This window comes from Halanaerobacter jeridensis (genome assembly GCF_016908315.1).
Lineage (GTDB): Bacteria > Bacillota > Halanaerobiia > Halobacteroidales > Halobacteroidaceae > Halanaerobacter > Halanaerobacter jeridensis.
Genome location: NZ_JAFBDQ010000010.1, coordinates 57,960 through 84,491, shown reverse-complemented (window position 1 = coordinate 84,491; position 26,532 = coordinate 57,960). Strand labels below are relative to the sequence as shown.

27 protein-coding genes and 1 other annotated feature are annotated in these 26,532 nt (G+C 31.8%); of the genes, 24 read left to right on the top strand and 3 right to left on the bottom strand.

The features are described 5' to 3' along the window. Positions 1 to 4: 4 nt before the first annotated feature. The 5 genes from JOC47_RS10305 to rsmI are packed head-to-tail and all read left to right on the top strand — an operon-like array spanning position 5 to position 3,023. The gene (locus JOC47_RS10305) at positions 5 to 829 is read left to right on the top strand and encodes a PSP1 domain-containing protein (protein WP_204701991.1); all 825 of its coding nucleotides are present in this window, start codon (positions 5 to 7) and stop codon (positions 827 to 829) included. Between the two features lie 17 nt (positions 830 to 846). Next, complete coding sequence (locus JOC47_RS10300) at positions 847 to 1,179, top strand: initiation-control protein YabA (RefSeq protein WP_239551110.1); 333 nt, start codon at positions 847 to 849, stop codon at positions 1,177 to 1,179. Beyond that, complete coding sequence (locus tag JOC47_RS10295; RefSeq protein ID WP_239551108.1) at positions 1,157 to 1,927, top strand: tRNA1(Val) (adenine(37)-N6)-methyltransferase; 771 nt, start codon at positions 1,157 to 1,159, stop codon at positions 1,925 to 1,927. Before JOC47_RS10300 ends, JOC47_RS10295 begins: the two co-directional genes overlap by 23 nt. A 3-nt stretch (positions 1,928 to 1,930) precedes the next feature. After that, complete coding sequence (locus tag JOC47_RS10290; protein ID WP_204701989.1) at positions 1,931 to 2,185, top strand: GIY-YIG nuclease family protein; 255 nt, start codon at positions 1,931 to 1,933, stop codon at positions 2,183 to 2,185. Continuing rightward, positions 2,178 to 3,023, top strand: coding sequence for a 16S rRNA (cytidine(1402)-2'-O)-methyltransferase (gene rsmI, locus JOC47_RS10285; protein ID WP_204701988.1), 846 nt, complete (start codon positions 2,178 to 2,180; stop codon positions 3,021 to 3,023). The genes JOC47_RS10290 and rsmI overlap by 8 nt, the downstream gene beginning before the upstream one ends. Before the next feature lie 61 nt (positions 3,024 to 3,084). Here rsmI and JOC47_RS10280 read toward each other — a convergent pair whose 3' ends face one another. Both JOC47_RS10280 and JOC47_RS15740 read right to left on the bottom strand, forming a co-directional pair. Next, the gene (locus JOC47_RS10280) at positions 3,085 to 3,360 is read right to left on the bottom strand and encodes an AbrB/MazE/SpoVT family DNA-binding domain-containing protein (protein ID WP_239551106.1); all 276 of its coding nucleotides are present in this window, start codon (positions 3,358 to 3,360) and stop codon (positions 3,085 to 3,087) included. A gap of 255 nt (positions 3,361 to 3,615) precedes the next feature. Beyond that, positions 3,616 to 3,741 (bottom strand): hypothetical protein, encoded by a 126-nt coding sequence (locus JOC47_RS15740; RefSeq protein WP_275579412.1) that lies wholly within the window; start codon positions 3,739 to 3,741, stop codon positions 3,616 to 3,618. A gap of 371 nt (positions 3,742 to 4,112) precedes the next feature. Here JOC47_RS15740 and JOC47_RS10275 point away from each other — a divergent pair, with 371 nt between their 5' ends. From JOC47_RS10275 to JOC47_RS10190, 18 genes are all read left to right on the top strand, one after another. Beyond that, the gene (locus tag JOC47_RS10275; RefSeq protein ID WP_204701987.1) at positions 4,113 to 5,117 is read left to right on the top strand and encodes a DNA double-strand break repair nuclease NurA; all 1,005 of its coding nucleotides are present in this window, start codon (positions 4,113 to 4,115) and stop codon (positions 5,115 to 5,117) included. Between the two features lie 348 nt (positions 5,118 to 5,465). Continuing rightward, positions 5,466 to 7,310 (top strand): ATP-binding protein, encoded by a 1,845-nt coding sequence (locus JOC47_RS10270; protein ID WP_204701986.1) that lies wholly within the window; start codon positions 5,466 to 5,468, stop codon positions 7,308 to 7,310. A gap of 378 nt (positions 7,311 to 7,688) precedes the next feature. Then, positions 7,689 to 8,480 (top strand): TIGR00266 family protein, encoded by a 792-nt coding sequence (locus tag JOC47_RS10265; RefSeq protein ID WP_204701985.1) that lies wholly within the window; start codon positions 7,689 to 7,691, stop codon positions 8,478 to 8,480. Between the two features lie 188 nt (positions 8,481 to 8,668). Then, the gene (locus tag JOC47_RS10260; RefSeq protein WP_204701984.1) at positions 8,669 to 10,369 is read left to right on the top strand and encodes an ATP-binding protein; all 1,701 of its coding nucleotides are present in this window, start codon (positions 8,669 to 8,671) and stop codon (positions 10,367 to 10,369) included. Between the two features lie 171 nt (positions 10,370 to 10,540). Then, positions 10,541 to 10,752 (top strand) — a binding site (T-box leader). A gap of 81 nt (positions 10,753 to 10,833) precedes the next feature. Beyond that, positions 10,834 to 12,780 carry a methionine--tRNA ligase gene (metG, locus tag JOC47_RS10255; RefSeq protein WP_204701983.1) on the top strand — a complete coding sequence of 649 codons (1,947 nt, stop codon included), beginning with the start codon at positions 10,834 to 10,836 and terminating at the stop codon, positions 12,778 to 12,780. A 34-nt stretch (positions 12,781 to 12,814) separates the two neighbouring features. Then, the gene (locus JOC47_RS10250) at positions 12,815 to 13,579 is read left to right on the top strand and encodes a TatD family hydrolase (protein ID WP_204701982.1); all 765 of its coding nucleotides are present in this window, start codon (positions 12,815 to 12,817) and stop codon (positions 13,577 to 13,579) included. A gap of 86 nt (positions 13,580 to 13,665) precedes the next feature. Beyond that, complete coding sequence (locus tag JOC47_RS10245; RefSeq protein ID WP_204701981.1) at positions 13,666 to 14,250, top strand: TatD family nuclease-associated radical SAM protein; 585 nt, start codon at positions 13,666 to 13,668, stop codon at positions 14,248 to 14,250. A gap of 171 nt (positions 14,251 to 14,421) precedes the next feature. Further along, positions 14,422 to 15,900 carry an extracellular solute-binding protein gene (locus JOC47_RS10240; RefSeq protein WP_239551104.1) on the top strand — a complete coding sequence of 493 codons (1,479 nt, stop codon included), beginning with the start codon at positions 14,422 to 14,424 and terminating at the stop codon, positions 15,898 to 15,900. Between the two features lie 69 nt (positions 15,901 to 15,969). After that, positions 15,970 to 16,929, top strand: a complete 960-nt coding sequence (locus JOC47_RS10235) for a carbohydrate ABC transporter permease (protein WP_204701980.1) — start codon at positions 15,970 to 15,972, stop codon at positions 16,927 to 16,929. 12 nt (positions 16,930 to 16,941) lie between these two features. Further along, the gene (locus JOC47_RS10230; RefSeq protein WP_204701979.1) at positions 16,942 to 17,781 is read left to right on the top strand and encodes a sugar ABC transporter permease; all 840 of its coding nucleotides are present in this window, start codon (positions 16,942 to 16,944) and stop codon (positions 17,779 to 17,781) included. A gap of 304 nt (positions 17,782 to 18,085) precedes the next feature. Next, positions 18,086 to 18,631, top strand: a complete 546-nt coding sequence (rnmV, locus tag JOC47_RS10225) for a ribonuclease M5 (protein ID WP_204701978.1) — start codon at positions 18,086 to 18,088, stop codon at positions 18,629 to 18,631. A gap of 2 nt (positions 18,632 to 18,633) precedes the next feature. After that, positions 18,634 to 19,488, top strand: coding sequence for a 16S rRNA (adenine(1518)-N(6)/adenine(1519)-N(6))-dimethyltransferase RsmA (gene rsmA / locus JOC47_RS10220; protein WP_239551102.1), 855 nt, complete (start codon positions 18,634 to 18,636; stop codon positions 19,486 to 19,488). A gap of 103 nt (positions 19,489 to 19,591) precedes the next feature. Further along, the gene (locus tag JOC47_RS10215) at positions 19,592 to 19,858 is read left to right on the top strand and encodes a Veg family protein (RefSeq protein WP_204701977.1); all 267 of its coding nucleotides are present in this window, start codon (positions 19,592 to 19,594) and stop codon (positions 19,856 to 19,858) included. Positions 19,859 to 19,955: 97 nt separating this feature from the next. Beyond that, complete coding sequence (locus tag JOC47_RS10210; protein ID WP_204701976.1) at positions 19,956 to 20,963, top strand: chymotrypsin family serine protease; 1,008 nt, start codon at positions 19,956 to 19,958, stop codon at positions 20,961 to 20,963. A 107-nt stretch (positions 20,964 to 21,070) separates the two neighbouring features. Continuing rightward, a complete protein-coding gene (locus JOC47_RS10205) occupies positions 21,071 to 21,346 on the top strand; it encodes a hypothetical protein (RefSeq protein ID WP_239551101.1) in 276 nt (91 codons plus the stop codon). A gap of 68 nt (positions 21,347 to 21,414) precedes the next feature. Beyond that, complete coding sequence (locus JOC47_RS10200) at positions 21,415 to 22,029, top strand: hypothetical protein (RefSeq protein WP_204701975.1); 615 nt, start codon at positions 21,415 to 21,417, stop codon at positions 22,027 to 22,029. 135 nt (positions 22,030 to 22,164) lie between these two features. Next, on the top strand, positions 22,165 to 22,560 hold the full coding sequence (locus JOC47_RS10195; protein ID WP_204701974.1) for a hypothetical protein: 396 nt from the start codon (positions 22,165 to 22,167) through the stop codon (positions 22,558 to 22,560). Between the two features lie 270 nt (positions 22,561 to 22,830). Continuing rightward, positions 22,831 to 24,480: a DUF3794 and LysM peptidoglycan-binding domain-containing protein gene (locus tag JOC47_RS10190; RefSeq protein WP_204701973.1), complete on the top strand. Its 1,650-nt coding sequence runs from the start codon at positions 22,831 to 22,833 to the stop codon at positions 24,478 to 24,480. Positions 24,481 to 24,563: 83 nt separating this feature from the next. On the opposite strand, the gene JOC47_RS10185 is transcribed toward JOC47_RS10190, so the two are convergent. Beyond that, entirely contained in the window at positions 24,564 to 25,070 is a 507-nt protein-coding gene (locus tag JOC47_RS10185; RefSeq protein ID WP_204701972.1) for a L,D-transpeptidase family protein, read from the bottom strand. A gap of 117 nt (positions 25,071 to 25,187) precedes the next feature. On the opposite strand from JOC47_RS10185, the gene JOC47_RS10180 reads away from it, so the two are divergent. Then, positions 25,188 to 26,480 carry a hypothetical protein gene (locus JOC47_RS10180; protein WP_204701971.1) on the top strand — a complete coding sequence of 431 codons (1,293 nt, stop codon included), beginning with the start codon at positions 25,188 to 25,190 and terminating at the stop codon, positions 26,478 to 26,480. The last annotated feature ends 52 nt before the right edge of the window (positions 26,481 to 26,532 follow it).

The following is a 26,532-nucleotide window of genomic DNA, read 5'->3' as shown; positions in this document are numbered from 1 at the left end:
TAAAATGACTAATGTAGTAGGAGTTAGATTTAAACCAGTTCATAAAGTATATTATTTTAAACCGGCTGGAGAGAATTTGTCTGTCGGTGACCAAGTAGTAGCAGAGACGATTAGAGGAATTCAAATTGGTGAAGTTGTAATAGATTCAAAAGAAATTGATGAATCTGAACTTGATTCACCATTAAAAGATATAAAGCGACGAGCGACACAGAAAGATTTGCGTAAAGCTGAAAAGAATGAAGAAGAAGCTGATGAGGCTTTTGATATTTGTTTAGATAAAATAGACGAACATGGTTTACCGATGAATTTAGTCGGTTCAGAGTATACTTTAGATAAAGGGAAATTATTATTTTATTTTACTGCTGATGGTAGAGTTGATTTTAGAGAGTTAGTGAAAGACTTAGCAGCTATCTTTAAAACTCGGATTGAGTTAAGACAGATTGGAGTTAGAGATGAGGCTAAGATGCTAGGAGGAATTGGCCCTTGTGGGCGAGAATTATGCTGTAAAACTTTCTTATGTGATTTTGATCCAATTTCTATTAATTTAGCTAAAGAACAGGATTTAGCTTTAAATCCTAATAAGATTTCTGGTATTTGTGGGCGCTTAATGTGTTGTTTAAAATATGAAGTGCAGAATTATCGCAACGCTAAAGAAGAAATGCCTAATATAGGGCAAGAAGTAGAAACAGACTATGGTCAGGGAGAAGTGACTGATTTGAATATTGTGAAGCGAACTTTAAAAGTAGATGTTAGTGATGAGCAAGATAAAGAAGAGGAGTTAGAAGTTAAAGCTAAAAACGTGGAATTAACAACTAAAAATGATGAATAATTAGTAGTGGAGGGGTTATGGTGGAAGAGATTATTGGATTATTAGCTCATTTTCAGGAACAACTGCAGGGCATGAATAATGACTTTCAGAAGATTAAAGATACCGTTTATGATTTATATAAAGAAAATAAAGATTTAAAAGAAGAAAATAATAATTTAAAGAAATTATTATTTGAGAATCAAAATGAGGAAGTTAGGGAAGAATTACAAATTGAAGACCATGATAATTTAGAGCAACTTTATAATGAAGGATTTCATGTTTGTCATTTCAATTTTGGGGAAAGTAGAGAAGGGGATTGCCTATTCTGTATGGGAGTTTTAGAAGAAAATGATGAAGAAAAAACAAGTTAAAGCAGAAAAAATAGAATTAAAGAGTGGAGAAAGAATTGATGATTTATTAATTGATAATTTAGAGTTAATTCAGCATCCAGACCATTTTTGCTTTTCTCTGGATGCCGTTTTATTGGCTAATTTTATTAACCCTAGCTCAGGATCTGAAGTACTAGATTTAGGTACAGGCACAGGTATAATTCCTCATTTGATGCAAGCAAAGTATGAATTAAATAAGATTTGTGGGATTGATATTCAACCTCAAATGATCGACATGGCTAAAAGAAGTGCTCGTTATAATGGATTAATAGAAGAACTTGATTTTTTAGAATTAGATTTAAAAGATGCACTAGATCATTTTGGAACGGAAACTTTTGATTATATTGTAAGTAATCCGCCTTATTTAAAAGAGAATAGCGGTCAGGTAAGTCCTAAAGAGAGTATTGCTATTGCTCGGCATGAATTGAAATCTAAGCTAGAAGATGTAGTTAAAACAAGTAATCAACTTGTTAAATATGGTGGGAAAGTTGCTTATGTATATCGTATTCAACGTTTGAATGAGTTAATGTCATTAATGGAAAAATATAATTTAACCTGCAAAAGAATGAGAATGGTTCATTCCACTATTGATAGCCCAGCAGATTTAGTATTAGTAGAAGCTAAGAAAGGTGGAGGAACTAATTTAGAAGTTCTTCCGCCTTTATTTATTTATGACCACGAAGGTAATTATACTACAGAAATAAATGAGATTTATAATGTGGAGGAATAGACAATGAGTCACTATGTATATATTGTAGAATGTGCAGATGATACTCTGTATACAGGGTATACGACTGATATTGAAAGAAGGATTGCAGAACATAATCAAGGACAAGGAGCTAAGTATACTAGAGGTAGAACGCCAGTAGAACTTTGTTATCAAGAACAATTTAAAAGTCGTAGCTCAGCTCAAAAAAGAGAATATAAAATTAAACAACTGACTCGCAAACAAAAAATCGAACTAATTAAGGATGATAAAGATGAGTAAGGGCAAACTATACATTTGTGGTACTCCTATTGGTAATTTAAAGGATATTACGTTACGTGCATTAGAAATTTTAGAGGAAGTTGATTTAATAGCAGCAGAAGATACAAGAAGAACGCAAAAGTTACTTAATTACTATGAGATTGATACTAAGTTAACTAGTTATCATGAACATAATTCAACTCAGAAGAAAAAGCAATTATTGTCTAAGATTAAAAATGGAGTGGAGATAGCATTAGTTTCTGATGCTGGAATGCCTACTATCTCTGACCCTGGTTATGAATTAGTTAATTTCTTTAGAGAGCAGAAAATAGAGGTGATACCAGTTCCCGGGCCAACTGCTATGACTAGTGCTTTAGTAGTTTCTGGTTTGCCAACTGATAAATTTACTTTTGAAGGTTTTTTACCGCGTAAAAAAGGGGAGCGAAAGAAATATCTTCAGCAGTTGGAGAATGAAGAACGGACTATGATTTTTTATGAATCTCCTAAGCGCTTAGTAAAGTCATTGCGTGATATTCTTGATGTTTTAGGTGATAGAGATGCAGCAGTCTGTAGGGAGTTAACAAAAAAATTTGAAGAAAAAAAGAGCGGTTCAATTAGAGAGTTATTATCCTATTTTAAGACCGAATTGCCTAAAGGAGAATTTGTGATTGTTCTTAAAGGTGGTAGCAAAGATGACTCAGGTGTTAATTGGCATGATTTATCTATTTTAGACCATGTAAAGTTAGAAATGAAAGAGGGAGCAACTAAAAAAGAGGCAATAAAAATTGTTGCTACTAAAAGAGGTTTACCTAAAAGTGAAGTTTATCAGATTGCAACTAAAATAAGAGTCAATAAATAAAAAGCAGGTTCCTAAGAAATTAGGACCTGCTTTTTATATTTCAGCCATAATGTTTTTTTGTTTAAGCACTTTCTGCTTCATCAGCATCTTCGTGAGCAGTTTCAGAAATATCGTCTAAACAACTAGGACAGATATTTTTTCCTTTGAAATTGATAACATCTTCAGCATCACCACAGAAAATACAAGCTGGCTGGTATTTCTTGAAGATTATCTTCTCTTCATCGACATAAATTTCTAAAGCATCCTTAGTTTCAATATTCAATGTTCTTCTCAACTCCACTGGAATAACTACTCGACCAAGCTCGTCCACTTTTCTTACAATACCTGTTGATTTCATATATATTCCCTGCTTATAAAAATCTATGCAAAACTATACATAGACCACAATCATACAGGATTAGATTGTGTTAGGTATAATCGCTTGATTATAATCTTCCCTGCTGCCCTTAATATCTACAATATCAAGGTACTAGAAAGATACAGGTGTTACCTTGTCCCTAAATTTACATTCTAGGCAAAGTCCTTTCTCTACGTGGTGCTTTGCCCTATATAAGCTATTTGAACATTGATTCTTCTTATTAGGTTATAATTATTAAGCGATTTCCAACAACCTTTTCCTGTATCTAGAATATGCATAGTCTTTGCTATAAGCAGGATTTTCACCACCTTCCTTTTTAATATTTTTGATTAATTTTTTATAGCTTTTAAAATATTTCATTCTATCACCTCCTAAATATAGGATGCCCTATATTTAGGCAACAAATCAAAAAGCTTTTTACCTTGATTTGAATAATTTTACATTATTATTTTGTAACTGCTTCAACTGCCTAAATTGATTTTAATAGAACCACAAACATATTTTGTAATTAAATAATACCATAAATTGCAATTGAAGTCAACAGATAGAATATTTTTTTATAAAAAAACTTTTTTCGACATCTCTAAATAGTTCTTTTTCCGCTTATAATGTCGTATTTAATAAAAAGTATTATTTTGAATGAATAATTACTATGAATTAGAAAAAAATGAAACTGTGTCATGCAGGAAAGATTTTTATTTTAGAGAATTTATAAAGCATGAGGTGATAGAATGTTAGAAATAACATCTGAATTAAAAGAATCATTGCAGGATTGTAACCAATATCTAAAGGAAAAATATGATTATAAATCAGAGATTGATGAATCTAAATTACGCCAATTGATTAAAGATGAATTAGGTCAATTTAAGATATTAAATGATTTAGAACAAGAAGAATTACAGCAGTGGACTCAATCAGGTTCAATTATTGGAGTCGACGGTTCGATTAATACTTTGGGCAAAATTTATCCTCATTATTTAAGTGTGCTGCAGGGTTTGGCTAAAAATACTATTAAAAGTGAGGATGAGGTTGTAAATCATACAGTATTTAGTCCGTTAATTGAGAGTGACCGGGATAAAGTTTTTAAGAAAATGAAAAAAGAAGAATCAGATAATGCTCAAGAAGTAGCTGGAAAAATAACTTCTTCATTGTTAGCTGATTTAGAAATTAAAGTAGCTCAAGAGAGTATCAGAAAATGGCAGCCTAAATTAATTATGATGGATGGTTCGCTGTCGCGTTATAAATTCCAAGCTGAGGAAAGTTGGGAACAGTTAGTAGAGTTAGCTTTGCAGGAAAAGGTTTTATTAGTAGGAGTGATTGAAGAGATAGGAACTCATAAAATTAGTGAAAATTTAAAAGATTTTTTGCCTGAAAAAATGCAGAATATGTATGATCGTGAATTGTTATTTGGCTTATTAAAGCAAAGAGAAATAATGAAAATAGATGATATAACTTTAACCCATGGCTTTAAAAAATCTTTTTTTCGTTCTTCACGGGATCCAGGGGTAATTGGATTAGATATGCTAAAAGAGCAACAAACTGAGCTTGATTTTGTGGCCAGAGTTGTGTATGCTTTAACTCCCCAAGATAGTCGTGGTATACCAATCTGGTTAGATATAGTAGATAATGAAGTACGGATTAGTAATAAAATGTTAGATGCAATGGTTGATAATTATATTGATGCTGATTTAAAGCAAAAGTTGTTTCATTCAAAGCGGAGTGATCGAATTTATTAAGTGGTACTTGCGGGTGGGAGATAAAATTGTTTCTTCGCTCCTAAATTTAGTTTGATTCGTCTAAACTCGTAAAAAAGAAGTAAATTTAGCTTAATTAAAAGAAATTAAGCAGTACAAAATCTACTTCTTTTTTACTTCGTTAAGACTCATTAGCAAACTAGATTTAAAGTCGCTGCGAAATAATTTTATCTCCCACAAATGCAGTCGTACTTTTAGAGTGGGGCAGGAACTGTACCAACTTTTTTTGATTGTGCATTTTGGTTTTGATTTTAATTGGTTCATTGTTTTACTTAACCTTAAACTTGACCTTAATATTAAATTATATATAGATGAAGGAGTGTTTAAAAAATGCAAGTAGTCGGTTTAACAAATCAACAAGAAGTATACGTTGCTTCTAAAGAACATAAATTTCGGATTAATGAGATGCTTAAAATTTTAGATCAATCTTTAGGTAATCCATTAGGGGAAGTGATTGAAACGCAGTCATATAATCGCTTTATTCCTCTCTCTGTGAAGGATAGCTTTGTTGATAAGGGAGTAATTGAATCTTTAGAAAGTATTGGTTACAATATCTCAGAAGATGAAATTAATATTGCTAAAGTTAGATTATTAGAAGAAGCACCTTATCCTATTCGTACAGGAGTAGATGTTGAAACACCTAAATTTAGTGAAGTGAAAGATTTATTAATTAAAGAAGAACCGGAAGATAGTTTAGTTTTAGGAGTGATAAAAGGAACTGAAGAATTAGCCGGAGAAATGGATGATAATTTAAAGGATATCGCTCCTTTATTAAAAGGAGAAGAAATCAAAGACCAAGATGGGGTACCTTTTAATTTCAAGGTTAAAGCTATGCATCAATATCCTCATATTGGTATTATCGGTGGTTCAGGGTCGGGAAAATCATTTGGGATGAGAGTAATGTTAGAAGAAATGATGAAATTAGAGATTCCAACTCTCGTTTTTGACCCTCATTTTGAGATGGATTTTAGTAATTATTATCCTGGATTAGATAAAGAGTATCAAGATGATTTTGAGAATAATTGTGAATTGTTTCAGGTAGGATATGATGTAGGAGTTAATTTTGCTGATTTATCTACTAAAGATTTAATTGATTTATTGTCTGCCTCTAAAGATTTGAGTGAATCAATGGTCAATGCAGTGCAGAAACTACATCAATCTAAAGATAGTCTATTAAGTTTTAAGGGACGTATCAATGATTTACAAGAAGCACAACAAATTGGTAGGAAGAGAATTGAAAGAAAACTTCAGTCAGGAGATTTGAATAATACTCAACAAGAAGAGTATAAACATTATCGAAATTTACTGGATGATTATGGGGATTTGCCAGCTAGTACTGTTAGTGGATTAGTTTGGCGTTTAGGTCGCTTAGAAAGAGAAGGATTATTTAGTCATAGTATTGATCAGATTGAAGAAGGAATTCGAAATCGAAAATTAGTGGTAATGCAGGGCCCAATTTGGCTGCTGCAGGTATTTGCAACTTATGTCTTAGGAAGTTTATATCGTAAACGACGTGATTATAAGGATGCCCAGTATCGTCAGGATACGGCTGAATATTTTCCTCCTTTTGTAGTAGCTACAGATGAAGCTCATAATTTTGCTCCTAAAGGCTATGATGCGCCAGCAAATAAGATTATTAAAGAAATATCACAAGAGGGGAGAAAATATGGAGTCTTTTTAATTTTAGCTACCCAACGACCAACTTTATTAGATGAAACAGTTACGGCCCAGTTGAATTCTAAATTTGTTTTTAGAACAGTTAGAGCTACAGATATTGATACAATCAAACAAGAGACTGATTTAACCCCTGATGAAGCAAAACGTTTACCTTATTTACGTTCAGGAGATGCATTTATATCTTCAGCTATTTTTGGGCGGACAATGTCAGTTAGAATTAGAGTTGCTAAAACTACTAGTCCTCACCGAAAAAATCCATTTGAGGAGTTAGAAGAAAAGAGTCAAGAGCAGGATGAAAAAATTTATGAAGCGATAGCAGAATTTCTACCGATTGGTGAAGAGGAAGTACTGCATAAACTCGTTGATATTAATGATAACTTAGAAGGTAGTCTGGATCGTAGTGAATTAAAAGAGCAGTTAGATAAATTTGTAGACAAAGGAAAGTTGGTAGCAGAAGAGTCACCATTGGGAGGAAGAATATATAAGGAAAAAGAATAATATATAGATATAATTAATGACTAAGTAAAAAAAGAGCAATTAAGGGCCACGAAGAGTCTTGCTCTTTAAGACTCATAGAGGAAGAATATATAAGGAAAAAGAATAATATATAGATATAATTAATGATTAAGTAAAAAAAGAGCAATAATAATTTTGGCAGTTAATTTCAGTTATTGTATGTAGAGACTTGGCATTGCCAAGTCTAGGTTTGAGGTTTATTATGGCATCGCCAAGTCTAAATGTTGCATTACCGATAATAATATTGCAAATGAATAATTATATGTGATTTTATGTTCTGAATTTGAATTTGATTTTGGTGTTGATGTTAATTATCTATTATCAATTTTCAATTATAAATTAAATAAGGGGGTATAAAAAATGAGAAGCCATGAAATTGATTACGAATTATTAGGGGATGATATTCAAACTGTTGAAGTAGAATTAGACCCGGGAGAAACTGTAATTGCAGAAGCGGGAACGATGAATTGGATGGACCAAGGAATTAGTTTTGAAGCGAAAATGGGTGATGGTTCTGAGACTGATGGAGGCTTTATGGGGAAGATATTTGGAGCAGGTAAACGAATGTTGACAGGTGAATCATTGTTTATGACACATTTTACTAATCAGGGCCAAGGTAAGAAAAAGATAGCTTTTGCAGCACCTTATCCAGGGACTATAGTACCACTTGATTTAGCAGAGTTGCCGGGCAATAAATTCACTTGCCAAAAAGATGCTTTCTTGTGTGCTGCTTTAGGGACTAAGGTTGATATTACATTAAATAAGAAAATTGGATCTGGATTTTTCGGTGGTGAAGGATTTATTTTACAAAGTTTACAAGGCGATGGGTTATCTTTTATTCATGCGGGTGGAACGGTAGTTAAGAAAGAACTAGAAAATGAAACTCTAAAAGTAGACACTGGTTGTTTAGTTGGTTTTACCGAGGGAATTGATTATAATATTGAACGAGCTGGGAATTTGAAATCAATGTTCTTTGGCGGAGAAGGTTTGTTTTTAGCAACTTTACGCGGGACAGGGACAGTTTATTTACAAAGTTTACCGTTCTCTCGCTTAGCGGACCGGATTATTGCTAACGCACCTAAGACTGGCGGACAGAGACAGGGAGAAGGATCTATGCTAGGTGGATTAGGGGATATGATTGATGGAGATTAATTAGTAAGGAGAATTATGAATACAGTTTGTATAATCAAAATAAATAGTAAATAGTGAAAACAGATTAGGTCATTTTGGGCTTAATCTGTTTTTGTAATTATATAATTAATTTCACTTTAGAATGATTTAATTAGTTTGTTCTTTTCTTTGATTTTGGATATAATAATAATTGTCAGGAGGGAGCTAAGATGGCTAAAATTCCATATGGAGTTAGTAATTTTAAAAAGTTAAGAAAAGATAATTATATTTATATGGATAAAACAAAATATATAGAAAAGATAGAAAGTTATGGAGAACCATATATATTCTTCTTAAGACCGCGTAGATTTGGAAAAAGTTTATTTGTATCTACATTAGAGCATTACTATGATTGTAATAATCAAGATGATTTCAATGAATTATTTGGAGATTTATATATAGGAAATAATCCGACAGATTTATCTAATAGTTATTATGTCTTGAGTTTTGATTTTTCAGGGATCAATACTGTTACTAAATCTGATTTACTAGAAGGATTTACTCAGAATGTACGTGAGGGATTAGATGAATTTATAGATAAATATAACCTTGACTTGAAATATAGAGAGGCTAAAATGCCTTCAATAATTTTTTCTTCATTTTTAAAGAAAGTAAAATTTGAAATTGATAAAAAAATTTATGTATTAATAGATGAATATGATCATTTTGCGAATGAACTATTAAGTTTTCAAGTTGATACCTTTGAAGAAACAATTAGTAAGACAGGGTTTGTCCGCAAATGGTATGAAGTTTTAAAGCAGGGGACAGCAGATGGAATAGTGGATCGAATTTTTGCTACAGGAGTCAGTCCAATAACTCTTGATAGTTTAACTAGTGGTTTTAATATTGCGTCTAATGTAAGTCGTGACCGCGGCTTAAATGAAATGATGGGCTTTACTACAGAAGAAGTTAAGTCTTTAATTGATAAGTTAATTGCTGAAGATGTTGATAAAGAAGAACTAATGAAAAAACTAAAAAGATATTATAATGGTTATTTGTTTAATCAGGATGCAGAAGAAAGATTATTTAATAGTGATATGGTACTCTATTATTTCAAAAGCTATTTAAAGGAGAACAAAGAGCCGAGTGATTTAATTGATACTAATATTTCTAGTGATTATGCTAAAATGAGAGAACTATTTACATTAAAGAACAAGGAAAGAAATTATAAAATATTAGATGGAATCTTGAATGAAGAATTACAGCAGACTTCAATTACTAGAGAATTTAGTCTGGCTAAGGAGTTTACTGCTGAGGACTTTCTATCATTATTATTTTATTTAGGTTTTTTAACTATTGATAGTGCAGTATTGAATTTAGTTAATTTAAGAGTACCTAATTATGTAGTTAAAGAGCTTTATTTTGATTTTTTTGCTAAGATAATTAAAGATGATGCAGATTATGAAATTGAAACTGTTGATATTAAAAAGAGTATAGTGCAGTTAGCTTTAGAAGGAGAAATAAGTGACTTTGTAAATATTGTAGAAGAAACTTTACAGCGTTTATCTAATCGAGATTATATAGATTTTGATGAGAAATATGTTAAGTTAACAATGCTTAGTTATTTAATGTTGAGTCGAGTTTACTATGTTAAAAGTGAGTATGAAGTAGAAGATGGCTATATTGATATAGCCTTATTAGAACGAAGTGGAATAGAGCCAGATTATGAGGCAATAATTGAATTGAAATATATAAAGAAAAGTGACTATGATGACCAAGGTGAGTCTGTAGTTCAAGCTAAATTCGAAGAAGCTAAAGAACAGATATTAAAATATAAGCAGGCAAATGAACTAAGGGAAAGAGAAAATTTGAAAAAGATAGTGTTAGTGTTTGTGGGGGCTAAGTGTGTAAAGCAGAAAGAAGTGGGATAATAAGTTGCTAGAAGTAGAAAGAATTTAGAAATCAAATTAATTAATTAATCTTTTTATTTTTTTGTTAGAGTATTATTTTCAAACCTCTTCCTTGACAAAGTTAATAGTATCTTGTATATTTTAAGTTGTAGTGTCAAATAATACTTGATAAATGTAACAATACTATATAATTTAAAAGCTGTGAAGAGAAGAGTAGGTATACAAACTGTTTACAGGAAACTGGAGCAATTGAGAACCAGGACAGGGAGTAGGCTAAAGATGGTCTTGGAGCTGGGTGATTGAAAGTTAGTAGGTTGCCTCGAGTAGCTATCGTTATTAGCTTAGAGTGGCTGTGTTTACAGCAACTAGGGTGGTACCGCGAATTCAAACCTCTCGTCCCTGGCTTTGGGATTGAGAGGTTTTTTATATAGCTGAGAGATGATATCTTAATACTAAAAGCTAAATTATAAACAGGGGGTTTTTTAATGAGTAACAAAGATACTTTTTATGTCACAACGCCGATTTATTATCCAAATGATGAACTGCATATTGGTCATACGTATACAACTACTGCAGCGGATACGATTGCTAAGTTTAAAGAACTGCAGGGCTATGAATCAGAATTAATTACAGGTTCTGATGAACACGGTCAGAAGTTACAGAAAGCTGCTCAAGAGCACGGACAAGAGCCATTAGAATACATTAATGATATTGTTGATACATTTAAAGATTTATGGTCTGATTTAGAAGTAGACTATACTGAATTTGTGCGAACTACTAGTGATGAGCACAAAAAAGATGTACAGCAGATATTTAAGAAAATCTATGATAAAGGAGATATCTATAAGGATAAGTATGAAGGATATTATTGTACGCCGTGTGAAACTTTTTGGAAAGAAAGAGAACTAGATGAAGACGGTAATTGTCCAGATTGTAATCGTCCTGTAGAATGGATGGAAGAAGAAAGTTATTTCTTTAAGATGTCTAAGTATGAAGACCAGTTACTAGAATTTTTAGAAAATAATCCTGATTTTATCCAACCAGATAAGAGACGGAGTGAAATGATTAATTTTATTGAAGACGGCTTAGAAGATTTATGTATTTCGCGAACTAGTTTCGATTGGGGTGTGCCGGTTCCAATTGATGATGATCATGTAGTCTATGTGTGGTTTGATGCCTTAATTAGTTATCTAACAGGCATTGAATACCGTAGGAATGAAGATAAATTCAATGATTATTGGCCGGGAGATGTACACATTGTAGGCAAAGATATTTTACGCTTCCATACTGTTATTTGGCCGGCAATTTTGATGGCAGCAGATTTAGAACTACCGGATAGAGTCTTTGGTCACGGATTTTTATTAGTTGAAGGCGGTAAGATGTCTAAGTCAAAGGGTAATGTAATTGATCCTAAGAAATTAATTGAAGACTTTGGTGTCGATGCAGTAAGATATTATCTATTAAGAGAGATTGCATTTGGTACCGATGGTTCTTATTCTACTGAATCATTTATTAGAAGAATAAACTCTGATTTAGCTAATGATCTAGGTAACTTACTAAACCGAACTGTTGCTATGGTTGATAAGTATTTTGATGGAGAAATTCCTGCTAATAAGGTAGAAACTGAATATGATGCAGACTTAGAGCAAGTAGCGCAGGAAAGTTTTCAAGCTGTAGAAGAAAATATGGAAGATTTACAGTTTAGTAATGCCTTAGAAGAACTGTGGACTTTAGTGCGTAGAACTAATAAATATATTGACCAGACTACACCTTGGGTGTTAGCTAAGGATGAAGATAAGAGAGATGAGCTAGGTACTGTACTGTATAACTTATTAGATAACTTAAGAAGGATTGCAATTGCTTTAACTTCTTTCTTACCAGAAGCACCTGCTAAAATGTGGGAACAGTTAGGAATTGAAGCAGAATTAAGTGAGCAGACTTGGGAAGATGCTAAAACTAAAGGGGGATTAAAAGCAGGTACTGAAGTGCAAGATGGTGAGCCGATTTTCCCTCGCATAGATGTTGAAGAATACTATGAAAAGTTAGATGAATCAGATACTGATAATACAGGAGATAATAATGAGGAGGAAGATGAAATGAGCGAAGATTATATTACATTTGATGACTTTGGTGAAGTAGACTTAAGAGTGGCTGAAATTATTGAAGCAGAGAAGATTGAAGATAGTAATAAACTATTAAAATTACAGGTTGATTTAGGAGATGAGCAGCGGCAATTGGTAGCAGGTATTTCTAAGCATTATCAGCCTGATGAAATTATTGGAGAACAGATTGTGATTGTTGCTAATATGAAGCCAGCTGAAATCTTTGGTGTGAAGTCTAATGGTATGATTTTAGCAGCTTCTGATGATGAAGGTAATATGAAGTTAACTACTGTTCAAGACTCTATTGCTAATGGAGCGGAAGTTAGTTAAGAGTAATTATAAATTGTATAGCGAGGTGAGATAGATGCTAATAGATACACATGCTCATTTAGATTTTGATCGTTTTGATGAAGATCGTGACCAAGTAATTCAAAATGCTTATGATGTGGGTATAAAAAAGATAATTAATGTGGGTGCAGATATGGAATCTAGTCGCAATTCGGTGCAGTTAGCCAAAGATTATGATTTCATCTATGCTAGTGTAGGGATGCACCCTCATGATGCTGCAGATTTTAATCAAGAATGTTATGATGAGCTAAAAGAATTGGCTAAAAACGACAAAGTAATAGCAATTGGAGAGATTGGTTTAGATTATCATTATGATAATTCACCACGTCAGCGGCAGCAGGAAGTCTTTAAAGAACAGTTGAAATTAGCTAAAGAACTTGGATTACCTGTTGTAATTCACAGCCGTGATGCTAAGGAAGATAGTTTGAGAATTTTAGAAGAACATGCTGCGGATTTAACTGGGGTGATGCATTGTTATGGATATGATCTACCTACTGCCAAAGAAGTTTTTGAGTTAGATTTTTATCTTTCCTTTGGTGGTTTAATTACTTTTAATAGTACAACTAGTATGCAAAAGATGGTTAAAAAACTACCGTTAGAGAGAATAATTTTAGAAACTGATGCTCCGTACTTAACTCCTGAACCACATCGGGGCCAACGTAATGAGTCAAAGTATGTTAAAGAAGTAGCTGAAAAGATGGCAGAAATTAAAAATATGTCAGTTTCAGAAGTCGCCGAAATCACAACTAAAAATGCAGAACAATTGTTTGACTTAAGTTAGTTTTAATCTAAGGTGCTAATTTTTTATAAATTGGCACCTTATTTTTTTATCTTAGCTAGTACAATATAAAATAGGGGGAGATAAAAATGGCAATTACTTATCCGTTAGGTTCTAAATTATATATCAATTTAACTAATCAATGTAATAATGATTGTAAATTTTGTGTCCGAAAATTTAAAGATGGTTTAGGTGGTTACAAATTATGGTTAGACAAAGAACCAAGTGTGCAAGAAGTTATTAATGACCTTGAAAATCCTGAAGATTATAAAGAAATAGTCTTTTGTGGTTTTGGTGAGCCTCTAATGCGTTTGAATGCTGTTAAAAAAGTAGCTGCTTGGTTAAAGGATAATTATCCTGAGATTCCTTTGCGAATCAATACAAATGGTCTAGCCAATCTAGTATATCAAAGAAATATTTTGCCTGAACTAGAAGAACTAATTGCAACTATGTCAATTAGTTTAAATGCTTCTACTGCAGAACAATATCAAGAAGTTGCTCAATCAAAGTATGGGAGAAAAGCGTTTGAAGCAGTAATTGATTTTATAAAAGAAGCTAAAAAATATATTTCTGAAGTTCAAGTTTCAGTTGTCACTTATCCGGGGGTAGATGTAGAAAAGTGTAAAAAAATAGCTACAGACTTAGATGTTAAATTTAAGATAAGGGAGTTTTAATTGGTATAGATATTTATAATTTCAAAAAATATAAAAAAAAGTAAATTAAAGAAGGAATTATCCAAAAGATCTAGAAATCATTTTATTAGGAATATTGTAAAAAAATAGATTTTTATAATAGTAATAAGGAGATAAGGGCATTATAAATTAAATTTCAGGGGGGATAAAAGGATGGAAGAAAATTTTAGTAAGACAGTGATACTTATTTTGGTCTTTTCATTATTATCTTTTGGATTTGGTTTTGCGACTAAAGGTTGTATGTCTAATGATAAAGCTCAAAAGGTGATTCAAGATTTAAGTAAACATGTAGAATCAATTGATATGCCAAAAGATGAGCAAAGAGATGTTATTGATAGTAAAAACGACAAAGAAGTAGTTCAAAATGAAAAAGAGGCTAAACAAGAGCAACAAGTTGAAGAAAAAGAAACTCAAGAACAGAATGTGAAAACTGCTGGAGCTGGTTATGATTTAAAAGAAGTTAAGAAATCACTCAAGATTAAATTTTGGGAAAAGCATCCACCAAGTATAGACGAAACTTTGGATGAATATATTGATAAATTTGAAGCTAAATATCCAAATGTGAATATTGAAAGAACTCATATGGGTGTAGAAGATTTGAGAGAAAGTACTTTAACTGGTTATATGGGGGGAGCTGGACCTGATGTTATATTAAGCCCATTTGATCATATTGGACCTTTCTCTGAAATGGGAATTGCCCAATCAATTGGTGATTTAATGAGTTCTGAAATGAAGAATATGTATTTAGATAATGCTTTACCAGGTATGACTTTAAATAATAAAGTTTACGGTGTTCCTGATACAATGGGTAATCACCTAACTTTATTATACAATAAAAATATAGTCAATAAAGTTCCTAATACTTGGGAAGAATTAGTTTCAATAGCTAAAGATAAAACTGAAGATAGTAATGGAGATGGTACTCCTGAACAATATGGTTTAGTATATAATCTTAATGAACCATTTAATTGGATGCCTTTCTATACTGGATATGGTGGCTGGATGTTTGATAAAAATTATAATCCTACTCTAAATAATGAAGCAGCTAAAGATGCATTAACATTTGTTCATGACTTAAAGTTTGAACATAAAATTGTGCCTAAAGAATGTGGTTATAGTTTAGCAGATAGTTTATTTAAACAAGGTAAAGCTGCCTTTATTATTAATGGAGATTGGTCTTTTAGTTCTTATGTTGAAGCTGAAGCAGTAGATTTAGGAATTGCTCGCTTACCTAAATTCCAGAAAAGTGGAGAATTTGCCCATCCATTAACAAGTGGTTCTGGTTATATTATGATTTCTGAACGCTCTAAAGAAAAACAAATTGCTATTATGAAATTCATTAAATATATGACTAGTCAGAAAACACAAAAGGCTATGGTGGAAAATCATAAGACGCTACCTAGTAATAAAAAGGTATATCAATTACCAGTTATTCAAGATGACCCAATTATGAGAGGATCTGCTGAACAATTAAAAGTAGGTAAACCAATGCCGATAGTCCCAGAAATGAGAGCGATTTGGGATGGAGTTCGTCCAGTATTAGAAAGTGTGATGGCAGGAAACTTAGACCCGACAAAAGCTCCAGCTAAAATGCAGCAGAATGCCGAAGAAAAAATGGAGAGTATCAAATAAAAAGTTATAGGTAATAAACTTATGGAGATAATTATCTCCATAAGTTTATTTTGTAAAGGAGGAACTTATATGAGTCAACCAACGAAAGCAGATATTCAAAAAAATAGTTTACTAGACTTTTCACTTCGGAAATTTTTAAAGCGAAATGGATTTTCTTATCTAATGTTAATGCCGGCTTTTATTATAGTAGCTCTTGTAATCATTTATCCATTTCTTTACAATTTCAATTTAGCTTTTACTAATTTAAGTAGAAGTACGTTAATTGATTTTTTAAGAGAAGGTAAATTACATTATATTGGGTTAAATAATTTTGTCGAAGTGTTAACCCAAAGTACATTTTGGACAGTTTTGCTAAGGACTTTAATTTGGACTATAGTTAATGTTTTTTGTCATGTGACTTTTGGAATATTTTTTGCTATTTTATTAGACCGAGATATGATATTTAAAGGAATTTATCGGGCACTTTTGATTTTACCTTGGGCAATCCCCCAGTATATTTCAGTCTTAGTTTGGAAGGGAATGTTTAACTATAATTATGGCGCAGTAAATATTTTATTAGAACGCTTAAGCCAAATTTTTGATTTTACCTATGAACCTATTGCCTGGTTAAGTAATCCTACTACTGGTTTTATGGCTGCTATTATTGTTAATGTATGGGTAGGAATTCCCTTTATGATGATGATTGCTTTAGGAGGATTACAGAGTATTGATCCTAATTATTATGAAGCTGCTGAAATAGATGGTGCTTCTGGATTTCAACAAGTTAAGCATATTACATTGCCTTTATTAAAGCCAGTGATGATGCCGGCGGTTATTTTAGGGGTTATTATGACATTTAATAACTTGAATGTAATTTATTTATTATCATTTAAGAAGTTAACTGAAAAGATAGATATTTTAGTAACTTATGTCTATAAAGCAGCCTTTGGATACTTTAGATTAGGTTATGCAGCTGCATTTTCAGTAATCATTTTTCTTATCTTATTAGGATTTAGTACAGTATTTATTAAACAAAACGAAAGTCATTAAGGGGGATTTAAAATGTCTGTTAGAAGAGATGGAATAATCAAACGTACGTTAATTCATTTAATTTTAATTGTCTCAGCTATTATAGCTGTTTATCCGGCCTTACGGGTATTTGGAATATCAATCAGACCTGATGATATTTTATACAGCACTAGTTTAGAAATTATTCCTGATGGTGCTACTTTTTCGGCTTATATGCAGTTGATTTTCGAAGAACCTTTTTTAATTTGGTTAAAAAATAGTTTAATTGTCTCTTTTTTTACTGTGGTATTAGGAGTAACTTTAGCAGCTACTGCAGGTTATGCATTTGCCAAAAAAAGATTTCCTGGTCGTAAACCAGGGTTAATTTTCTTTTTAATTGTGCAGATGTTTCCGTCGACTATGTTATTGTTACCTATGTTTTTACTATTGCGAAAAATTAATTTAACCAATAGTCATTTAGGGTTGATTATAGCTTATACTACTTTTGTGTTACCTTTATGTGTGTGGCAGATGCGGGGTTATTATGAGACGATCCCCGATACTTTAGAGGAGGCAGCTTTGGTTGATGGATTAAATCAATTTCAAGCTTTTTATAAAGTTATACTTCCGCTAGCTAGTCCTGGTCTTGTAATTACTGCTTTATTCTCATTTATGAGTTCTTGGAATGAGATTATGATAGCTAAAGCGTTGATGCAGGACCCTGATATGTATACCTTACCGCGGGGAATACTAAATTTATCAAGTCGCTTTAATACAGAGTGGTCAACTTTTGCAGCGGGATCGATTATGATTATGATTCCTGTAGTTATTATGTTTTTGATTTTATCTAGTTATTTGGTAGGAGGATTAACATTAGGAAGTGTGAAAGGATAAATAATATTATAGTAACTGAGGAAGCCATGGGCGAGAGCCTGTGGTTTTTTCTATATAAAGTGGCACTTTCAGTGCCACTAGCTAGTAGATAAAAGCTAGTAGCTAGTAGTAAATTCAAAACCATAAAACAGTCCACAGCTTTGAATTTGATTTTATGTTTTTAACTACTAGCTCCTAGCTACTTACTTCTAGCTATAAAGCTTCACTGTAAAGTGAAGCTTTATATTGCTTGTTTTTTATTAGATTATAAGATACAATAAAAATGGTTAGAATACAGACAGTAAAAAAAGGTTAAGGTGGTACTTTGATTAAGGAAGTGATTGTAGTAGAAGGTAGAGATGATTTAGAAGCTGTTAAACGAGCTGTAGATGCTGAACTGATAGTAACGCAAGGATTTTCTTTAAGTGATGAAGTATTAGAACAAATAAAATTAGCTCAGCAAAATAAAGGGGTAATAATTTTTACTGACCCTGATCATGCAGGTAATTTAATTCGCAAACAAATAAAGAAGAATATTTCTGGTTGTAAGGATGCTTATTTATCACAAGCTCAAGCTATTGAAAATGATGATATTGGTATAGAAAATGCCAAGCCGGAATCAATTAGAGAAGCTTTATCTAAAGCTAAAGTCAGTTATCAAAAGCAGAGAAAAGAGTTTAAAAAACAGAATCTAATTGAATTAGGTCTCTTAGGAGCTCCTGGTTCTAAAAAATTGAGAAAAAAGTTGGGACAAGAGTTAGGGATTGGGTATGCTAATGCTAAACAGTTTTTAAATAGATTAAATAATTATGGAATTACTAGGCAGGAATTAATAACTGCCTTAGAAAAAGTGACTAGAGGTGAGAGTTAATAATGGATATTGCAAAGCCAAGTAAAACGAAGGAATTATTGAGACGACATAATTTAGAATTGAAAAAAAGTTTAGGACAGAATTTTTTAATTGATAATAATATTTTAGATAAGATTGTTGATTTAGCTAATGTTAATGAAGAAGATACTGTTATCGAAATTGGCCCGGGGATTGGGAGTTTAACACAAAAATTAGCAGAGAAAGCAGCTAAAGTAGTAGCAGTAGAAGTAGACCAGAGATTAGAAGAAGTTCTAGAAGAAACTTTAGATGAATATAATAATATAGAAGTTGTTTTTGACGATGCTTTAGAAGTTGATTTTGATGACTTGGTAGATGGTGAGTATAAAATTGTAGCAAATCTACCATACTATATTACGACGCCAATTGTGATGAGGTTATTAGAAGAAGGATTCAATGTAGAGCAGATAGTATTTATGGTACAAAGAGAAGTTGCAGAAAGAATGGTTGCTGACCCTGGAGGTAAGGATTATGGAGTTTTATCAATTGGGATTCAGTTTCATACTACAGCTGAGATATTATTTGATGTACCACCTGATGTTTTTATTCCTCAACCTAAAGTTCATTCCTCTGTAGTTTCTTTAGATGTATTAGAAGAAGCACCAGTAGAAGTAGTTTCAGAAGAGTTTTTCTTTAAAATTGTTAATGCAGGGTTTCAACAGCGACGCAAAACAATTAGAAATTCTTTGAGTAAAGCAGCAAATATAAATTTAAGTCGTGATTTAGTAGATGAAGCTTTAGAATCTGTTGCTATCGATTCAAGAAGAAGGGCAGAAAAATTAAGTTTAGAACAATTTGCTACTTTAAGTAATAAAATATATGAACTATTCCATAAATAGTTATTGACATCTTAATTTGTTTTTGGTATAATTCATATCTTGACATAGTAATATCGTTGTGATATAATGAGACAAAGTAATTTGAAATGAAAGGTGGGCTGAAATGGGAAATAATATTCTCACCCAAATCAAAAGTGATCTCGATTCTTTTGTAGGTAAAGAAGTGGAATTAAAAGCGAATCAAGGGCGCAGAAAAATTATTGAAAAAGAGGGCATCTTATTAGAAACTTATCCCAATGTATTCGTAGTTAAAGTAAACGATGATCAAACCCCACGTAGAATGTCATATAGTTATGCTGATGTACTAACTGAAACTGTTGAAGTAAAAATTAAAGAAAATAATATGAGAATTGGCTGCATTAGCGTTTAACTCCTCCTTGCGAGGGGTTTTTTAATTTTTTGTTGCTTTCCTTTCACGAACTGGAGTAGTGATTGAATATACTGCAGTAAGTGGAAGGAGGGATAAAGTGGAAAAAATCAAACAAATAATAGAGAAATATAAAGAAAAAATATTTGAGTTAGATAATGTTGTGGGAGTAGGATGTGGCTATAAACAAGTTCAAAATAAATTAACTGATGAAGAGAGTATAGTAGTATTAGTAGAGAAGAAGTTAAGTGAAGAAGAATTGGCTCAAGAACATATTGTACCGCAGAATATTGAAGAACAGCAAACAGATGTTATAGAGGTTGGAAAAGTTGAACTCTTAGCTGCTGGAGACCAGGTTAGAACTACTGAACTTCGTCCAGCTCAGCCAGGTGTTAGTATAGGTCATTATAAAATTACAGCAGGTACATTTGGGGCTGTAGTTAAAGATAAGCGAACTCAAGAAAAACTAATCTTATCCAATAATCATGTTTTAGCAAATATTAGTGATGGAAAAGATGGTCGGGCCCAAAGAGGAGATGCAATTTTACAGCCGGGAAGTTATGATGGGGGAGAAAAAGATAATAGTATAATTGCTCATTTAGAGAGATTCATTCCTGTTTATGATCAACGAGCTAATAATTGTCCCTTTATTGCTGGAGTAGAAAAAGTAGTGGGCGGCTTAGGTTCTGTTTTCAACTTGCCATATCGAGTAAAACCAATTATTTTAGAGAATAAAGTAGATTGTGCTGTAGCTAAACCAAAATCAGAAGATTTGATTACAGAAGAAATATTAGGGATTGGATTAGTGACTGATATTTCTCAGGCACAGCCAGGTATGAAAGTTAAAAAGAGTGGTCGAACTAGTGGGATTACAACTGCTAAAGTAAAGGCGGTTAATGCTACTATAAATGTGCAATTATCTGAAGATGATACAGCTTTATTTACTGACCAAATAATCATTGAACCTTTTTCACAACCTGGAGATAGCGGAGCTTTAGTGGTTGATCGCCGTAACCAAGCAGTGGGACTATTATTTGCAGGGTCAGAAAAAAGCAGTGTATGTAATAATATTAAAAATGTAATTAATGCTTTAGAGATTAGTTTTTGAAGTTAAGTCGCCGTAAGGCGGCTTTTGTTTTTTTGATATCTATTAACAGTTTTATGTGATTAGTCATATTATATAATAGCTAAGAAATAGAGAGGAGGGCCATTTATATGGATGAAGAAATTCAAGTACGAAACGAGAGCTGTGGTTGTGGCTGTGAAGATGGTATTTTAGATTTGTTAGAAGAATTTGAATGTGAAACAGTGATCATAATTTTAAAATCTGGCGGTGAGTGTGATGACTGTTTTTGCTGTTGTAAGCAAGAAGGAATGGTTTGTGATGTAAATAAAAAATGTGGAATTATTACTTTATTAGATGATAAAAATAAAATATTCATTCCTGTTGATGCTATAGCAGCAGTTATTAAGAAAAATTGTTGTTGCTAATTTAGATAATAACTGAGGAGGTTTATTTTTTCTCCTCAGTTATTAATTTTCTTATTGGAGGGGGAATTATGAGTAGTAATCAAGTTGAAGAGCATTTTTTAGAAAGCTTTGTGGATGTAGCTACTGAATTATTAACTTATAGCAAACAAAAGTCTAATCCACCTACTCCCTCATTAAATGATTTTTCAAAATCTGATTTAAATGACCAAGAGATAGTTATTACTAATGAAGAAGCAGAAGAGATTTTGAATATCTTAAGTGATTTACAGGAGCAATTAGAAGCTAGGGAAGATAAAATTAATCAACTACAAACTAAAGTAAAGAAAAGCAAAAGTGAAAGTAGTCCTCAAAAGAAAAAAGTAAAAAGAAATTTCAAATCTGATTTAAGAGAGCATGCTGAAACTTTAGATTTAATAACTGTTTTAATTCAATCTGGTAGTAATTGTTGTGAGTTAAAAGGTAATTTATTTAGGGTTTATCATGATTTTATAATTTTATTAGATGAAAATAATGATTTAATTAAGATTAAAATTAATAAAATTGCTGCTATTAAGGTAATCAATAATGAAAAGAAAAATAAAAAAGATATTAAGCGAAGTGATAATGATTCTAAAGTGAATACTGAGCCCCCAAATAATAAAGTGCTAAAAGAAAAGAGTGAGAAAGAATTGCAAGCAGTTTAATTTTTTTATTATATTTATTTTATTAGTTACATATGATAAGAAGTAGGATAAAGTTTAATTACTTTTTAAAATAATATAGGCAATTAATTTGCAAAGATTTATAAATTATAATACTTCTATTAGAGGGGGATGTTAGTGAAACTATCAAGAGAGGGTCAAAGTAATGTCAAAGATTATAGTGTAGGGATAGAACAAGCTGAAGCCAAAATAGGTATTGGTCATTTGCCTGAAGAGAATACCAATCAAATTCCAGGATATTTGGCGGTTAAAATTAATAATTGTCCTCTGCAAGCTAAAGATGTTAAATTTTTTGGTGTTAGTAAGCCTGGGGATACTATTTCGGGGCAAGGGGTAAGAGCGGAAAAGGTAGCTAATCCAAGTCGGCAAGAAATGATAGCGTTATTTGATATTAGCGATTTAGTGGGAAGTGGTCAATTTACTGAAGAGACAGTAGAAGGTATCATTACTGCAGGAAGTCAAGAAATTAGTAGAAATAAAGTTAATGCTAATTCTGAGTTTTATTTAGGTTAATTCCAAAACTCATTTAAACGCTAAAGACATATCTGAAATTATAATTTCAGATATGTCTTTTTAATAAATTAAGATATTAAACTTTGTAAAACGACATATTTACTTAGAGTTGAATAGGCCCTAGTCTATTATCAACTACTTCACACTAATCAAAATAAGATTTAAATGGAGTTTTTTTAAGATGTTTTAGATAAAATTATGAACATTTTTTGTTTAGCTTGCATATAGTATAAATAAGAATGTTTTTTTGCTTAGAAAGGGGGAAAAAGTTTGGGAATTCATGTGACGAAAGAAAAGGTTAAGGTCAAATATGTTGTAGGTGAAGGTTCAATAGTAGAAACTGTGAGTACAACTCTTAATGTACCTAGCAATAAACCATTTATTGAACGTGTATTAGATGTAACACCTGAGTTGACTGCTCCAGTATCAGCTACAGTAGGAGAAGATGGAATAATTGAATTTGATAATAATAATGGGGGCCAAATTAGTTTAGGAGTTACTTATGTTGCTGCTGAACAGGATCCTCCACAGCCGGTGCATTATTTTAGTAGTGCTGATACAGGTGAATATATTAATCTTAGTGACTTAACTAAAACAATTACTATTTTAGATGCTGAACCGGGTATGGATGTAGAGGTAAATGTTGATTTTGTTAAAGTTGATTATGAAGCTATGGCTAGTGATACTGCTTTAGACCAAGTTATGGTTGAGTTAACTATTAAAGTGACTGTGAAAGTAATTGACCATAAAGAATTTGAAATAATCACTGGTATTGAAGGGCTTGATCCTAGTTCAATTATGACAGAAAATTTGCTAGTAGAAGATATAGTTTCAGAAGAATCTTATCATCGTCAATCTAGAGATAATATTTTAGAAATTGATGAAGAAGTAGAGCGAGTTTTAAAGGTAGATGGAGCTATTATAAAAACTAAAGAACCTGAAATTAATGGAGATGTAGTTACAGTAAAAGGTGAATTTCAAGTACGAGTACTTTATGTTGCTGGAGGTAGTGATCAACCTGTTCATGTAGCAACGGGAACATTTGAAATTACTGAAAATATTACAGTTCCTGAATTGTCAGAAGATAATCAAGTTTATGTAGATTTAACTCTTAAAGATTGGACTTATGAATTAAGCTCTACTAATGGAGGACAGCAAATAGAAGTCGATGCTATGGTGCAGATTAATATTACAGTTACTGAATTGAAAGATATTACAGTTGTTACAGGTGTTGATTGTAAGAAGATTGAAATTGAAACAGAGTTGCTTCGCGTAGATGAGATTATTGAAGATAAGACTATTACGCATACATTTACTGCTACTGCTGATGTACCGCCAGAGAAACCTGAAATTAAGACGGGTGGTATTTTAGAAGCAGATATTAATTATTTAGCTTTTGATTGTGAAGCTGAAGAAAATGAAGTGAAAATCTTCGGAACTTATAATACTGGTGTTATGTATATAGCAAATCAAACTATAGATGATAATATTAATCCAGTTCATTATTTCCATAACACTATCAATTACACTAAATATATTAATGTACCTGGGGCAAAGCCAGGGATGAAATGTGATGTAGATGTAAAAGTTAAGAGAGTGACGGGTCGTAAAGTAGCAGTAGACCAAGTTAGATTATCAATTACTCTACAAAAGGATATTAGAGTAACTGATTTAAAAGAACTAGAAATTATAACTGATATAATTGAGGTTTCTTCAGTAGTTGATGAGCCGGATTGTGAACAGCCAGCTAAGATTGTCTATATTGTACAGCCGGGAGATACTCTATATAAGATTGCTTGCCGCTATAAAACAACAATTGAAGCTTTAGCACAGTATAATAATATTGCTAATCCTGATTATATTGAAGTGGGGCAAAAGATAATAATTCCACGTAAAATAATTGGAGATTGTAAAGGCTAATTTTTAAGGCTGTAGGATTTCCTACAGCCTTTTAATTTATTAAATAAGTAATACTAATCGCCATTAGGCGATTTTTTTATTTTTTACAAAGGAATTTTTAACTGTTGACCAGGATAAATTAAATTTTTGTTTTCTAAGTTATTAATTTTTATGATATTAGCAATAGTGGTTTCAAATTTACGGGCTAAGTGATAAAGGCTATCATTAACTTGAACTGTATAGATAAAATATTCAACATTTTCTTGTGCAGTAGTTGTTTTAATTTGGACAGTAGTACCGATCGATACTTGCGGGAAGATATATTCTACGTCTCGATTATACATTCTAACACAGCCCTTTGATACTGCTTGACCAATCAAATGAGGTTGATTAGTGCCATGAATACCGTGCATTCTAGATGTGAACTGCAGCCATCTAGTTCCTAAAGTGGGATTATAAGGATTCTTAATTTTATTAATGATAGAAAAGTTTCCTGTAGGAGTAGGTGTGTTCTGTTTACCGACTGCTACTGAAAAGCTCCTATCTAATTGACCATTGTTATAAAAATGCAACTGTTTTTGTTCTAAAATAATTAATATTTTATTAGCCATTTTTATTCACCCCTGTATTTAATATATTCACTGCTAGTTTAAGAAGTTCTTGCCAAGAATAATTATCCAAAATATGGTTATAATAATTTAGGAACTAATTAATTAAGGAGTGAGGTTATGAAAGAAGTGAAGGGGTTAAAAAATAATAATATTGATTATTCTTTTTCTAATAATGCTAAGTTATTAATGAAAGTTGCTAGGGAAAATCAAATCCCTATTTTAAAATTAGACCCAGAGCATGATTTATTCCAATTAGGTTATGGTAGATATAGTGTTCTATTTAAGGGATTGGTAACAGAAAAATCATCAGGAGTTTTTTCTAGTTTAAAAAGACCAGCTATAATTAATAGCTTATTAGATAGTTTAGAAATTAAAGTTGATAATCCATTAAAAGTAGAAAAAAATTATAAATTATTAGTAGTTAATCAGCAACTGAAAGCTGTATTAGAAGTTGGCAGTTCTAGAAAAGTCAACAGACTATCTCAATTAACTAAAGAGAGTAAAGAGTTAATTGAGAAGTTAACCCAAATATATAATTTGAATCTCGCAGAAATATCTGTGTGGACAGATGATATTACAATGCCAGTAGAGAATTGGGGTGAGATTAGTGATATAGAGATCACCCCTGACTTAAGTCAATATCGAAAACTGATTGATTTAGAAAAAATGAGTCGAGAATTAATAGATTATTATGCTCCAGCAAGGATACCAATCATTACAGTAGTAGGTAATAATCATGAGGTAATTGTAAGTTTAGTTGATAGTATTTTACAAAAGGTAGGACTCAAAACTGGAATTGCAGTTAATAATGTTATTCATAATCAGGAAGGAATTTCCCAAAGAAGTTATAACTTAAGTTTATTATTACAAAATAAAGAAGTTGAGATAATTGTTCATGGTATTATGCAGCAGGATTTAACAGAACAGGATTTACCATATCGCGAGAGTGAATTGCTGATTATAACAGAGTTAAGTTCTGAGCAAGATTTAACTTTTGCTAATTCGCTGCTAAAGTTAAATGAATTAAATAGTAATTTAATAGCAATTAATATTGACCAAAGATCTAATCTTAAATTATTGAATCACTGCGAAGAAAAAGAGATAATTTATTGCAGTTTAAATCCGGAGAATTTAGTTTTAAAACATCAAATTAAGTCCCATCAACCAGCAGTTTTTACGACTGAAAATAATTTAGTAATATTTGATGGAGTAGATCAACTACCAGTGATTGCATTAGAGAGACTAACTCCAATGATAAAAAAAGATTCTGAACTTATGTTAGGATTATTATTTACTGTTGCTGCAGCTTTTGTATTTGAAATTCCTGTTTTTGTAACGAGGTCTATTTTAGAAAATTTAACTACGGTATTATCAGAAGAGTCTAATAGGTCAAATATGCCGATTAATTAGTTGTTTTGATATTTAAAGCTTAATAATAATTCAATTATTTCTCTTTAATATA

Bases quoted from the DNA above. Each gene is read 5' to 3' on its own strand.
- JOC47_RS10305 (WP_204701991.1), top strand. From the start codon at position 5: ATGACTAATGTAGTAGGAGTTAGATTTAAACCAGTTCATAAAGTATAT.
- JOC47_RS10300 (WP_239551110.1), top strand. From the start codon at position 847: ATGGTGGAAGAGATTATTGGATTATTAGCTCATTTTCAGGAACAACTG.
- JOC47_RS10295 (WP_239551108.1), top strand. From the start codon at position 1,157: ATGATGAAGAAAAAACAAGTTAAAGCAGAAAAAATAGAATTAAAGAGT.
- JOC47_RS10290 (WP_204701989.1), top strand. From the start codon at position 1,931: ATGAGTCACTATGTATATATTGTAGAATGTGCAGATGATACTCTGTAT.
- rsmI (WP_204701988.1), top strand. From the start codon at position 2,178: ATGAGTAAGGGCAAACTATACATTTGTGGTACTCCTATTGGTAATTTA.
- JOC47_RS10280 (WP_239551106.1), bottom strand. From the start codon at position 3,360: ATGAAATCAACAGGTATTGTAAGAAAAGTGGACGAGCTTGGTCGAGTA.
- JOC47_RS15740 (WP_275579412.1), bottom strand. From the start codon at position 3,741: ATGAAATATTTTAAAAGCTATAAAAAATTAATCAAAAATATTAAAAAG.
- JOC47_RS10275 (WP_204701987.1), top strand. From the start codon at position 4,113: ATGTTAGAAATAACATCTGAATTAAAAGAATCATTGCAGGATTGTAAC.
- JOC47_RS10270 (WP_204701986.1), top strand. From the start codon at position 5,466: ATGCAAGTAGTCGGTTTAACAAATCAACAAGAAGTATACGTTGCTTCT.
- JOC47_RS10265 (WP_204701985.1), top strand. From the start codon at position 7,689: ATGAGAAGCCATGAAATTGATTACGAATTATTAGGGGATGATATTCAA.
- JOC47_RS10260 (WP_204701984.1), top strand. From the start codon at position 8,669: ATGGCTAAAATTCCATATGGAGTTAGTAATTTTAAAAAGTTAAGAAAA.
- metG (WP_204701983.1), top strand. From the start codon at position 10,834: ATGAGTAACAAAGATACTTTTTATGTCACAACGCCGATTTATTATCCA.
- JOC47_RS10250 (WP_204701982.1), top strand. From the start codon at position 12,815: ATGCTAATAGATACACATGCTCATTTAGATTTTGATCGTTTTGATGAA.
- JOC47_RS10245 (WP_204701981.1), top strand. From the start codon at position 13,666: ATGGCAATTACTTATCCGTTAGGTTCTAAATTATATATCAATTTAACT.
- JOC47_RS10240 (WP_239551104.1), top strand. From the start codon at position 14,422: ATGGAAGAAAATTTTAGTAAGACAGTGATACTTATTTTGGTCTTTTCA.
- JOC47_RS10235 (WP_204701980.1), top strand. From the start codon at position 15,970: ATGAGTCAACCAACGAAAGCAGATATTCAAAAAAATAGTTTACTAGAC.
- JOC47_RS10230 (WP_204701979.1), top strand. From the start codon at position 16,942: ATGTCTGTTAGAAGAGATGGAATAATCAAACGTACGTTAATTCATTTA.
- rsmA (WP_239551102.1), top strand. From the start codon at position 18,634: ATGGATATTGCAAAGCCAAGTAAAACGAAGGAATTATTGAGACGACAT.
- JOC47_RS10215 (WP_204701977.1), top strand. From the start codon at position 19,592: ATGGGAAATAATATTCTCACCCAAATCAAAAGTGATCTCGATTCTTTT.
- JOC47_RS10205 (WP_239551101.1), top strand. From the start codon at position 21,071: ATGGATGAAGAAATTCAAGTACGAAACGAGAGCTGTGGTTGTGGCTGT.
- JOC47_RS10200 (WP_204701975.1), top strand. From the start codon at position 21,415: ATGAGTAGTAATCAAGTTGAAGAGCATTTTTTAGAAAGCTTTGTGGAT.
- JOC47_RS10185 (WP_204701972.1), bottom strand. From the start codon at position 25,070: ATGGCTAATAAAATATTAATTATTTTAGAACAAAAACAGTTGCATTTT.
- JOC47_RS10180 (WP_204701971.1), top strand. From the start codon at position 25,188: ATGAAAGAAGTGAAGGGGTTAAAAAATAATAATATTGATTATTCTTTT.